Origin of the sequence: Pantoea sp. GM01 (genome assembly GCF_000282675.1) — a bacterium.
Lineage (GTDB): Bacteria > Pseudomonadota > Gammaproteobacteria > Enterobacterales > Enterobacteriaceae > Pantoea > Pantoea nemavictus.
The window spans coordinates 43,850-54,820 of sequence record NZ_AKIU01000064.1 but is presented as its reverse complement, the minus strand read 5'-3'; the positions used below and the strand labels follow the sequence as shown (position 1 = coordinate 54,820).

Below are 10,971 nucleotides of genomic sequence, written 5' to 3'. Positions count from 1 at the left end.
ACCTTAGCCCGGCCGCCGGCTTTACACATACTGAAACTGCCATAGGCTTAGCGGGCGGAACCCCCGCGGAGCCAGTGCGCTGCTTAACTGACGAGCATTACGCCATAAATGGCGACTTTACGGTTGTCTAAAGGGTGCGCTGTTATGCGCACTTTTTTTATATGCATAACCTGGCAAAGAAGCGCACAACTAATCATTTTGGTTATATCTCTGGGTGAGGTTTACTGTCAGCGTCAATCATTTTTGGAGAAGCTGGCAATGAAACACCTCTTGCAGCAGTGGTTTAACCAACTGGTCAATGGCGAGAAGCCGCGTGCAGAAGAGCGCGAATTCGATCTTAGCAACCATATCGACCTGCTGATTCCCATCAGCCAACTGTATGGCGTTGAATTCCATCCATCGGTGTATCGCTACTATGAGAGATGAGCGCCTACACCATGTAATACGCTACAGCTACTGGAATGAGCTGTGCGCTGAGGAATAAAAAACCCGCTGTTAGGCCAGCGGGTTTTTTTATAGCGGAAATTAATTGAGCGCGTTTTTAACCGCGAGGTAATCCCAACCGTGGGTTGAGCGCATAGCGGTATGCGTTCCGACACCCTTTAAGACGTCAGGACATTTGGATTTATTAATTGTGGTTGCATTGTACAGAACGATGATGTTTAAGTCGTCCTTCAAGGCTTTATCGCATTCATACTCAATATAACTTCGATGATCTACTGAGTATCCCCGGTCACATTGACTACTTAGACTATTGTAGCTATCACAGTATCGACAGCCGCCACTCCGTGCTGCCTTGGTATTGTTTCCGACGATGAGGACAAATGTTTTTGAGGCATTTAAGCGTGTTGCAAGGGACGATTTTATATTGCAATTTAAACTGCTATCTCTGGCTTGTGTTATATCGTGAGCGTCGGTGAAAGAGAAGTCCCAGTATTTGCTCTCATTCCAGGTATGTAATTGTTCAATGGCATCCTGATCGCCATCCCATTCACCCGCAATGTATGTTTTGGTACGGTATATCATGGTTTGTCACTCCTTTGTTGTGAAAAATCCTGCCTATACTTCAGTTGAAAGATGTCCCTTGTGTAAAGTCTTTTTCTCGACTTAAAACTATTTAATTATGAAGTTTAATAACTGTATGTGCCTCGCCTGTTAAATTTTGCAGGGAGTTTATAAGCCGCTTCTTGCCATCTGAAGCTCAAATAGGTTTACTTTACTAATCTTGTCTTCATGAATAATTATTGTTAATTTCGCAGGATGGGTAAATCGCATTTCACTGACCCTGAATGTCCATAACATGATTTTTAGCAACTCTTCATCACTGATCAGCTTATGCCCCTTAATTCGTGTTATACCCGAACCAAAAATCGGCACAGTAACACTTTGCTGGGCATAAACGCGGTTGACCTTATTCCAAAAGTTAATCAGGAACTCAAGATATTCAGGCATGGATAAATAAGCTTCGTTATACTTGTTGAATTTAGAAAAAGCCGTCAGCAAGTACTCATTCCAGACGCAAATTGTCCCAATTTTATAGCGTTGATTCTTACCGGATAACCGCGTTGAATTAATATCAGCAAAGTCTTCTGCTTCGTAGTTATATTCATCAATGTAGGTATCCAATTGTTGCACTGAGCAGGTGAGTTGATCCGTAACAAACTGGCCGTTGAGACTCTGATGAGCAATGACTATGTTATCCACTTTAGTATCAAAGTACTCATTAAAAGCAATCGCTTTTAATCCTTGCTCAGCGAAAATATTGCCAGTTTTAATAGTTACTGTGCTTCCTTCAACAGATAAGTTAATTGCTGTAAGTTTGTTGGCTTTATACCATAATATTAGATAAATCATTACTAAAACAGCTATGCAAGCCAATCCAGAGTAATGCTTATACTCTTTAGGGATATCCCAAAACAGAGCAGCCGCAGCAATGCTTGCCGTTGTGGCAGAAGCATATTTTAAAAAAAGGGTTCTGATTTTTTTATCGCAAAAACTAACCTTTAACATATCCTTCACTCCCTTTTTATAAAAGGCGCACAATTCCCTTTGGCATGCTTAATACTATGTTCCGGTAATTGAGGGTTAATCCTATTATCAATGATGGGTAATGCACAACGGTAAGAGGTTTAATTCTCGATTAAAATTACAAAACCATTAAGCATTTCACTAAAAAAATAATCGGCTAAATAAACGAGACATTTCTGCAATACTTAACGTTATTATCATAAGTAATGAGAGGGTTTTGAGCGGAAAGTATATTCACATCATGCAATTCTTGCGGAAGTGTAAAAGCAAAAAGCCCGCTTAGTTTCCTAAGCGGGCTTCTCTAAATATGGCTCCTCTGACTGGACTCGAACCAGTGACATACGGATTAACAGTCCGCCGTTCTACCGACTGAACTACAGAGGAATCGTGTGAACGAGGCGAATATTAATGGCGCCTCGTGGCGGTGTCAACAGCTTAAAACACATTTATATTCAACTGGCTAGCATTAGTACAAAGCGATCGCGATTTAAGCAGGTTTTGCTGTCAGTAACGCCAGGCGCGCCAGCGGATCCTGGCGATAGAACTGCTGCAGATGGCGATACATCACCGGGAAACGGTTAGCCAGTAAATCCGGTGCGCTGAAAAAATATTCCGACAGCACGGCAAAGCACTCTGCCGCATCGCTCGCAGCGTAGGGATCGATAGTGGCTGCCTGTTCACCCACTAGCTCCACTTCAGTCTCAATCTCTGCCATCGCGTGCTGCAGCTCCTTTTCCCAGTTGGCGACATCGCGCAATGGCATTACCGGAATACCGCTGGTGTAGCCGCTGCCGCGCGCATCAAGTTTGTGTGCCACTTCATGGATCACCAGATTGAAGCCGGAGAGGTCGAAACAGTCCTGAATATCCAGCGCATTCAGCACTACCGGGCCTTGCGTCCAGCTCTGTCCGGCGTGTACTGCCGGTGCGTGATGGACCAGGCCGTTATCATCTTCCCAGCGGTCATCAACGTTGAATGGCTCGGGATAGATCAGCACTTCATGGAAACCGTCGAGCCACTCAATGCCAAGCTTTAATACCGGCAGGCAAAACAGCAGCGCCAAACGCGCCAGCAGCAGTTCATTAAGTTGTAGGTCCTGCAGGGGAGAGATTTTTTTCTGCTGCAGGAAGCGCTGAGCCAGCGCAGTGAGAGCGGATTGTTCTTCCTGGTCGAGCAGGGAAAAGATCGGCTGCGCCAGCGCCTGTTGCCAGGGTAGCGCCAGTAATGACGTCTCTATTTGCGCGTGCCACGGCCATTTGAACATTGCGTCACTCACTCTTTGGCTGAAAACAGTATCCTGGCGCAGCGCAGTAGAAAGTGCCAGCGCGGAATCAAAGCCGGTTATTCAACCAGTTAGTAGGGGATTTGTCTGTGATTGACGTGGCAAAGCGGAAAAGTAATGGCGAGGAAATAAAAAGGTCGTCATGAATGACGACCTTACGATGACGGGCGTTGCAGCGCTTCGCGTTAGCGTTCAACACGCTGGAACGCAATCACCCATACCCACGGGTTCACTTCCCAACTGGTGGCGCCGTACTGTTTCTGCCACGCTTTGCGATAGGCTTCTTTCGGCGATTCGGAATTCATATTCATCGTAAAGAAGTTATTCAGGAAGTGCGTATCGGTCTGCACGCCTTCCGCCATAATGTCATCTTCACTGATATCCTGAATCTTCTCGGCACGTACCGAGGTTATTTGCAGATCGATGCGGCTAGCCCAACGCGGCATATGAATGGCGGTTTGCCAGCCAAACTGCTCGGCATTTTGCAAATTCTCATCCAGTTGCCCCAGCTCGTTGCTGTCGGCGCGATACTGGCAAAATGCCGGACTGCGGAACGGCAGCGGATCGCGTTCATACTCAGCCAACAACGCTTCCGGAACGATCGGGCCGCGCCAGGTTTCACGCACCCATAAACCATCGCCAGCCTGACCAAACGGACAGTGCGAGCTGACATCGGTCATCGACATTAATTTATAGCCGTGCAGATGATTAGCACTGACGTCAAAGGCATGCACGCCTTCGTGATGATCCTGACCAGGACCAAAGGCCTGAGTTTTCATAATGCGCCGGGTCTGTGTCTGCTGGCCAACCAGCAGGGCGCGCACCCGCTGTTCGGAAAAAAGAATCGGCCGTTCTTTCATTGCATACCTCTTATTGTGTCACAAACCCGAAAACTGCGAAGAATCCCCTCGCATCCGTAAATGTGAGCGTTAGCATAATGGGTTTGAATCAGTTTGCTTAATAATTTGTCGCCTTAGTATCAGGCTATATTTGCAATTTTAGGTTTTAAAAATGGTTCATAAGCAAAATGTGTGCTGAAAAGGGCTTCTAAAGGTTCAGAAGCCAGAATTTTTCCAGATACAGTACGTTATAAAGCCCATAATGGGAACCTTTTCAGATTATGTCGCGTTGATCTGCCCTCCCTGGAGCGGATAAATCAGCACATTTAACTAGAATAAATGGCTTAAGCGAAATTTGTACATTATTGAAATACATTACTCCTGTTAAACAGAGTTATTTAACTTAAACGGCAGTAAGGAAATGCCTAAATCGCTGCGCATGCTAGGCAACAGCTATTAACAGCGCTATAACAAGATCGGGATCTCATTTTTTCACTTTGCCCATCCAGGAAGGATGTAAAAAAAGTGTCATGACCAAGCCGCTATGATGTCCCGAGGAACCCAGATAACAGCAATAACAGGAGAAGCACGATGTCACTTACTCACTGGCAACAACGCTACGAGAACTGGCTGCAGCTGAACTGGCTGCATGATGATAAAGCCCATGATATCGCGCATCTGCGCCGCGTGTGGATGAGTGCCAAACGCATCATGCAGCACAGCGACGCCGATCCTATGGTGGTGATGACCGCCTGCTATTTCCACGATGTGGTTAACCTGCCGAAAAATCACCCTGAGCGTCATTTAGCTTCAACCTACGCGGCCGAAGAGACGCGCCGCATTTTGCAGCAGGATTTCCCTGACTTTCCCTTCGCATTGCTGGACGCCGTCGCGCATGCGGTTCAGGCCCACAGCTTTAGCGCGCGTATCGCGCCGCAAACCCTGGAAGCGAAAATTGTGCAGGATGCCGATCGTCTCGAGTCTTTAGGTGCTATCGGCCTGGCACGCGTTTTCTACACTGCCGGTGCGTTAGGAAGACCGCTGTTTGATAGCGACGATCCACTGGGCAAGGATCGCGAACTGGATGATGTGAAGTGGACGCTGGATCACTTCCAGAAAAAGCTGCTGGGATTACCACAAACCATGCAAACCGAAGCAGGGCGCTTGTTGGCTGAGCACAACGCTGATTTCCTGGTGCACTACATGGGCAAACTGTGTGCGGAGTTGCAGGGGAATTTGACCTCAATCGATGAATCGGTGTTAAGGGATTTCAGTCCCATACACTCCTAATATTAAATTTTTATGACACTCTGTTAACTTTCGTCGGCTTCCGCTACGTTGTTGTAAATCAAAAGGGAGTATGAAAATGACCGAGACCGTTAACTTAACCATTAAAATTGACCCGGCGCTGAAAGAACACATCAAACAGTTAGCCGCCGATAACCAAATCTCCATGAGCCAGGAGATCGTTAATCGCCTGCAGGCCAGTTTAGATGCGGTTGCGCAACCGGCCATTGATAGTCTGGATACGCAAGAAGCGTCATCGGATCAGCTCTCTGCCGCAGAACTGAAGCAGATACGTACGCTGCTGAAGAAAGGCAAGAAGAAGAAATAAGCCACAGACCCGTCAGATGACGGGTTTTTTGTGGCTGTGTTTTAACCATGACTGATGCGGAACTGCTGCGCGCGCTGCGCCAGCCGGTCCGATAACTCACGCAGTTGAACAGCGGACTGCACCTGATGCGCGTTCAACGCCTCGTTTTGCTGCAGTTGGCCACTCATCTCCACCACTTCTAGTGCGATCTTTTTCACCCGATGACTTTGCGCGGCGCTATTTTGCTGCAGCTCATTCAATTGCGTCACCACGCCGGAAACCGCAGCGCTGATTTGTCCGAACAGTACCTCGAGCGCTTTCACTTTATCGAAGCCATCATGCACATGCTGCTGCGTGTGCTGAATCAATCCATCGATCTGACGCGTAGACGCGCCGCTTTGCTGTGACAGCAAACCCATCTCTTTGGCGACGACCGAGAAGCTGCGGCCATAAGCGCCGGCATGAGCGGATTCAATCGCGGCATTGAGTGACAGCAGCCGCGTTTGCATGGACAGATCATCCAGCATGCCCACAATCCCGGCGATATCATCGGAAGCCGTAACAATCTGCTGCATCTGATTCTCCATGTTATCGACTTCCACCGCGCAGTTACGCATTAACGCATCGGCAGACTGTGCCTCCTGCGTTGCCTGCTGGGAGAACTGGGCGCCGATTTCCACCTCTTCTGAGACGCGATCCAAACGTTGCGACAGATGATGGAAACTGGCGTTCTGCTTCTGATGTTGCTGCATCACCTGCTCATTATGCTGCTGCATATCTTCAGCACCGGCGGCGACACTGACCGCCACGGTATTAATATCGCGAACGATCTGTTGCAGGCCACGACGCATGGTATCAATCGACAAAAACAACTGACGCGTTTCCAGTGATTGGCGGCGCGGGGTGTTATCGCAGGCCAGCAGATCACCGGTAGCGATCTGTGCCAGCTGCGTATTCGCACGCCGCAGCGGCAACAGCACGCCACGCATTAGCAAGCTGGAGGCCAGCACCAATAAGGCCATCAGTACCGCGCTGACCATCAGCGACATATTGCGGCTCTGTTTCAAGGTGCTGAGTGTGTTTTGGTTAACGCTGCTCAGTTGCTGGTTGGCCTGCTCGATTTCACTGAACCAGGCATCATTAAACTGCTGCTGGAATGCCTGCATCGGCACCATGAAAAAGGCGTTGATGTCGTTGGCTGCCAGTCCTTTCAACTGCTCCTGCAATCCTTGCGCCAGCATGGCGAAACCCTGCGCCAGCGGACTTTCGGCGTTAGCGTGGTAGGCGGCAAACTGTTGCTGCGCCTGTTGCAGCGAATCATCGGCCGCCGTGGCGAGGCTTTTCCAGCTGTCCACCGAGCCACTTTGTTGGTCCTGCATTAAATAGATGCCGGCGCGATGGCTGTTATCGCTGGCCGTAAGCAGTTCGATACGGGCTTTGTCCAGCAGGGCCAAGCGTTCACGCAGTTGATTCGCCTGTTGCAGCGAGGTTTGCGTCTGCTTGACGTGGTTGTTGAGTAGCAACACACCCGCAAATTGCAGCAGGCAGAACAGCAGAATGAACAGCAAAAACTGGCTACGTAAACTGGTGAGCCACAGCGGGATGCGCAGGGATAACCGCGCGCGCAGCCGATGCGGCAGAGAAAGAACGGACAGGAGTGACATCACACGCCTCCAAAAAATAAAACAGGAGTATTGGCAGCATGCGTGACAGTTTGGTGACAGCCGGCGCGATTAAGCGGAAAACAGCATAAAGCGCGGCCCTAAATAAAATTGTGGTCCTGAATAGCTAGGCTTTTTGCGTGGTGTATTGCTCAATCAGCGGCAATAACAGCTGCGCCACCGCAGCAAATACCGGCACCACCACCGAATTGCCAAACTGCTTGTAAGCTTGGGTATCGGATACAGGAATGCGGAACTGGCTTTCGCCAGGCGCTTCAAACCCCATCAGACGGGCACATTCGCGCGGCGTTAACCGGCGCGGGCGGCGCGCCATATTGTCGGCCTGCTGGAAATCCGCTTCGCCTTGCGCGTGATCCCAGCCGCGATCGATCAAAATTTCCGAGCCATCTTTGTAATAGCGCGCCGATAAGGTGCGCACGCAGATATTCTCAATACGCGGATCGTTCAGGCCAAAACCAAAACCGTTGCCTTTGGCTTTATGCTTCTTCGCATACTGATACAGATAGTTCCACAAGATGGGCGACAGCGTATATTTCGCCTCCGGCTGCGCTTCCAGCAGACTGTGCAGCGGCGGTACGTTTGGCGGATAGAGCGCTGGCAGGGCGCGCAGTGAAAAGCCGTTGCTGAGTCCGCTATCGCGTCGAATACCCACCAACACAATGCGTTCACGATGCTGCGGCAGGAAGTGGCGCGCATCAATAATCTTCGCATCCGGCAAGCCGCTGTCGTTGGCATCCGCTACGTCGTAGCCGAGTTCATCCAGCGTTGCCATGATGATGGCGAAAGTGCGGCCTTTATCGTGGCTCTTCAGATTTTTAACATTTTCCAGCACGAAGAACGGTGGCTTTTTGGCCGCGAGAATGCGCGCCACGTCGAAGAACAGCGTGCCTTGCGCTTCGCACTCAAATCCGTGCGCGCGGCCCAGCGCATTCTTCTTGCTGACGCCCGCCAGCGAGAAGGGCTGGCAGGGAAAGCCGGCCAGCAGCACCTGGTGATCGGGAATGGTGCGATCGATATGCTGATAAATCTCCTGCTCATTGCTGATGCCTGCCGGCTGCGTGACCAGGCGGATGTCACTATTAAACTGATGCTGCTGTGGATCGCTATACAGATTGGCTTTATAGGTGCGCACCGCTTCTTTATTCCATTCGCTGGTAAACACGCACTGGCCGCCAATCTGCTCAAAGCCGCGACGAATGCCGCCAATGCCGGCAAACAGATCGATAAACTGGAAGCGGGCATCGTCATAATGCGCCGGACGTGCAGGCAGCAGCGCTTGCAGGCTGGCCACTTCAGCGCTGGAGAGCGGCGGAGCAACACTTTTACCGGCACGAATACGATTCAAACGCGGCACGTTCCAGTCGCGGCCACCGGCCTCGCTAAGGGTGATCACCACATCACGTGCGGCATAGATATCGAGCACCTGCAATAACAGCGACGTCGCGTCATCCTGAGCGGTGGTTAACGGGGAGGGCGAGACGGGCGCGGCGGGGTCGATAGCAAGCATGCGTTTTTCCTTAACAGTGAAGCGGCTATGCTATCACTCCTCAGGCGCTGATGATATTGGCGGGACGTGCCCGCCAATCGGCATTACTTCTTCTTGCGCGCTTCCAGCGCGTATTCCACGCCATTGATGCGTACTTTCACCAGCTCGGGCGTTTCGTTGTACTCCGCCGCGTTGGCTTTGGCGGCGCGCAGCAGCAATTCACCGTTGTTGTTATAACCGAAACCGACGCTTTTATTGCCGGTCCAGTGCTGCTCAAACACCACCGGTGTTTTAACCGCTTCATCCAGCTCGGCGGCTTTTTCCTCCGCGCATTTGGTAAACACTTTACGATAGAGGAAATGCACGCCAGCGCGATGGCGATCCTCACCGTTGGTATCAAGCAGGACTTTGGTAAAGCCGCTATACACCGCCACTTTGACGTAGATACGACACTCGCCGGTTTTAATCTGCTCAATATGGACTTTGGTAATCGGGCAGGAACCTTCGCTATACCAGCTACAGGCAATCTGGCTATTCAGCATCTGGAAATAGATGTGGCCGACACCTTCGGCGGTGCGATCGCTGAAATCAACCTGGGTGCCGGACATGCTGTTGTATTGCGCATTGCCAATTACGCGCATATGCGCCTGCTGCGACTGCTTCAGCTGAATTTCGCCAACGCACCACCAGGCTTCTTTCGCACTACGGTTATCCATCGCATGCTGCGACGTGACGTAATCATAATTCAGCGAGCCGTTGATAATGGTGCCGCTACTATCAATCTCAATCGAACCGCGCTCATATTCCGACAGCCATTCGCTGTCGGTGGGACGCGGCGTGAAATCAAAGCCGTGGCTGCCCTGAATATTCTTTTGCAAAGTGATGGTGCGGCAATAGGCCATATTCAGCGGAGAGTCGCAGGCTTCGATATTCATCGCCTCAATAATCCACTGACCATTAGAGAGATCGCCAGGATCGCTGGAGTGTTCAATCCAGCCATTGCGAATCAGCGATTGGGTGCAGCGCGGTGCATAGATCGCCGGATGCGCGCTATTGCGCTGAATATTAAAGTTTGAGAGTTCGATAGCGGTGGAGTGATCCCACTTGCCGTTGGGATTATCCGACCAATAGGCATGAATCAGTGAGTTCTGACAATTGCGCGCATACCATTGGTCGATTTTGCAATCGAGCGTGTCGAGCAGATCCAATCCGCGGCCGCCTAAATAACGGAACTCCATGCTGCTGACGCGCAGGAATTGACCGGCTTCAATAATATTTTTAAAGAAGCCTTTGCTGTTGGCCGGCAGCGAATTTTGCAGGCTTTCGCCTTCGACGACAAAGCCGGAGATTTCAACATAGCGCGCTTTTACCGAGAACATCACTTCGTTATCTTTGCGATCCGAAAGCAGTGTTGTTGTGGGAAAATAGCCGAAGTTGACTGGCGCTCCCGAAAGTTTAAAGCGGTTAACTTCCTTAGCGGCAATATCAAATTTTGAGATAAAGAATCTGCCGGCGGTAAAACGAATGCCGGTGGCGGGATAATTCTTCTGTGACCAGTTAAACATGCGCGTTACGGCTTCAAGGCAATCGGTTTTGCCATCCGCCACCGCGCCAAAATCCAATACCGTGACGCTGTTATAATCAAAAACCACTCGTTTCCAGCGCGCGCCTTTGGCGGTCACAATATTCAACCCATAATCTTCAGGCGTGGTTTTATCGGTAATGTCGTAAACGAATAGACCGCCGCCCATCGCCGTACCGGTGGTGTACTCCAGTACGGAAGCGAGCTCACCGACTTTTTTCGGCTCGGTGGCACGCAGCGCCGCGACGTCGCGCAGCTGAATAAGCGCTTCGCCGCCACCGGCATTCGCCAGTTCAAGCACCACTTTACTGAATGAGAGCGGGTTGCCATTGGCATCCAGCACCTGAAGCGTATTACTGCTGCCAGTAGGCGTATCAAGATTGGCACTGTCCGGGTTTTTTACCATGGTCAATCCTATAAAATTGGAAAGGAAATTGAGCGCGCCACAGCAGTATAACTATTTGATTATTAATGTGTT

The 10,971-nt window shown here is 50.3% G+C and carries 10 protein-coding genes and 1 tRNA gene; 3 read left to right on the top strand and 8 right to left on the bottom strand.

Annotated elements, in window-relative coordinates; genetic code table 11:
• The first annotated feature begins 258 nt into the window (after window positions 1-258).
• Entirely contained in the window at window positions 259-426 is a 168-nt protein-coding gene (locus PMI17_RS25550) for a hypothetical protein (protein WP_007891491.1), read from the top strand.
• 99 nt (window positions 427-525) lie between these two features.
• Here PMI17_RS25550 and PMI17_RS18610 read toward each other — a convergent pair whose 3' ends face one another.
• The 5 genes from PMI17_RS18610 to PMI17_RS18590 all read right to left on the bottom strand — a co-directional run bounded on the left by PMI17_RS18610 (window position 526) and on the right by PMI17_RS18590 (window position 4,170).
• Entirely contained in the window at window positions 526-1,026 is a 501-nt protein-coding gene (locus tag PMI17_RS18610) for a molecular chaperone Tir (protein WP_007891490.1), read from the bottom strand.
• Between the two features lie 147 nt (window positions 1,027-1,173).
• Entirely contained in the window at window positions 1,174-2,010 is an 837-nt protein-coding gene (locus tag PMI17_RS18605; RefSeq protein ID WP_007891489.1) for a macro domain-containing protein, read from the bottom strand.
• A 326-nt stretch (window positions 2,011-2,336) separates the two neighbouring features.
• Window positions 2,337-2,412, bottom strand: a tRNA-Asn gene (locus PMI17_RS18600).
• A gap of 103 nt (window positions 2,413-2,515) precedes the next feature.
• The gene (gene mtfA / locus PMI17_RS18595) at window positions 2,516-3,292 is read right to left on the bottom strand and encodes a DgsA anti-repressor MtfA (RefSeq protein ID WP_007891488.1); all 777 of its coding nucleotides are present in this window, start codon (window positions 3,290-3,292) and stop codon (window positions 2,516-2,518) included.
• Window positions 3,293-3,495: 203 nt separating this feature from the next.
• Window positions 3,496-4,170 carry a hypothetical protein gene (locus tag PMI17_RS18590; RefSeq protein ID WP_007891487.1) on the bottom strand — a complete coding sequence of 225 codons (675 nt, stop codon included), beginning with the start codon at window positions 4,168-4,170 and terminating at the stop codon, window positions 3,496-3,498.
• 570 nt (window positions 4,171-4,740) lie between these two features.
• On the opposite strand from PMI17_RS18590, the gene PMI17_RS18585 reads away from it, so the two are divergent.
• Together PMI17_RS18585 and PMI17_RS18580 are read left to right on the top strand one after the other, a co-directional pair.
• Window positions 4,741-5,439, top strand: a complete 699-nt coding sequence (locus tag PMI17_RS18585; protein WP_007891486.1) for a phosphohydrolase — start codon at window positions 4,741-4,743, stop codon at window positions 5,437-5,439.
• Window positions 5,440-5,515: 76 nt separating this feature from the next.
• Complete coding sequence (locus PMI17_RS18580) at window positions 5,516-5,764, top strand: hypothetical protein (RefSeq protein WP_007891485.1); 249 nt, start codon at window positions 5,516-5,518, stop codon at window positions 5,762-5,764.
• Between the two features lie 41 nt (window positions 5,765-5,805).
• Here the strand turns inward: PMI17_RS18580 and PMI17_RS18575 are convergent, their stop codons facing one another.
• The 3 genes from PMI17_RS18575 to PMI17_RS18565 form a co-directional block, all read right to left on the bottom strand.
• Window positions 5,806-7,407 carry a methyl-accepting chemotaxis protein gene (locus PMI17_RS18575; RefSeq protein WP_007891483.1) on the bottom strand — a complete coding sequence of 534 codons (1,602 nt, stop codon included), beginning with the start codon at window positions 7,405-7,407 and terminating at the stop codon, window positions 5,806-5,808.
• Window positions 7,408-7,531: 124 nt separating this feature from the next.
• Window positions 7,532-8,932 (bottom strand): DNA (cytosine-5-)-methyltransferase, encoded by a 1,401-nt coding sequence (dcm, locus tag PMI17_RS18570; RefSeq protein ID WP_007891481.1) that lies wholly within the window; start codon window positions 8,930-8,932, stop codon window positions 7,532-7,534.
• Window positions 8,933-9,015: 83 nt separating this feature from the next.
• Window positions 9,016-10,899 carry a hypothetical protein gene (locus tag PMI17_RS18565; RefSeq protein WP_007891479.1) on the bottom strand — a complete coding sequence of 628 codons (1,884 nt, stop codon included), beginning with the start codon at window positions 10,897-10,899 and terminating at the stop codon, window positions 9,016-9,018.
• Between the last annotated feature and the right edge of the window lie 72 nt (window positions 10,900-10,971).

What these genes read in the sequence shown, in the direction of transcription:
- PMI17_RS25550 (WP_007891491.1), top strand. Translation starts at nt 259, where the DNA reads ATGAAACACCTCTTGCAGCAGTGGTTTAACCAACTGGTCAATGGCGAG.
- PMI17_RS18610 (WP_007891490.1), bottom strand. Translation starts at nt 1,026, where the DNA reads ATGATATACCGTACCAAAACATACATTGCGGGTGAATGGGATGGCGAT.
- PMI17_RS18605 (WP_007891489.1), bottom strand. Translation starts at nt 2,010, where the DNA reads ATGTTAAAGGTTAGTTTTTGCGATAAAAAAATCAGAACCCTTTTTTTA.
- mtfA (WP_007891488.1), bottom strand. Translation starts at nt 3,292, where the DNA reads ATGTTCAAATGGCCGTGGCACGCGCAAATAGAGACGTCATTACTGGCG.
- PMI17_RS18590 (WP_007891487.1), bottom strand. Translation starts at nt 4,170, where the DNA reads ATGAAAGAACGGCCGATTCTTTTTTCCGAACAGCGGGTGCGCGCCCTG.
- PMI17_RS18585 (WP_007891486.1), top strand. Translation starts at nt 4,741, where the DNA reads ATGTCACTTACTCACTGGCAACAACGCTACGAGAACTGGCTGCAGCTG.
- PMI17_RS18580 (WP_007891485.1), top strand. Translation starts at nt 5,516, where the DNA reads ATGACCGAGACCGTTAACTTAACCATTAAAATTGACCCGGCGCTGAAA.
- PMI17_RS18575 (WP_007891483.1), bottom strand. Translation starts at nt 7,407, where the DNA reads ATGTCACTCCTGTCCGTTCTTTCTCTGCCGCATCGGCTGCGCGCGCGG.
- dcm (WP_007891481.1), bottom strand. Translation starts at nt 8,932, where the DNA reads ATGCTTGCTATCGACCCCGCCGCGCCCGTCTCGCCCTCCCCGTTAACC.
- PMI17_RS18565 (WP_007891479.1), bottom strand. Translation starts at nt 10,899, where the DNA reads ATGGTAAAAAACCCGGACAGTGCCAATCTTGATACGCCTACTGGCAGC.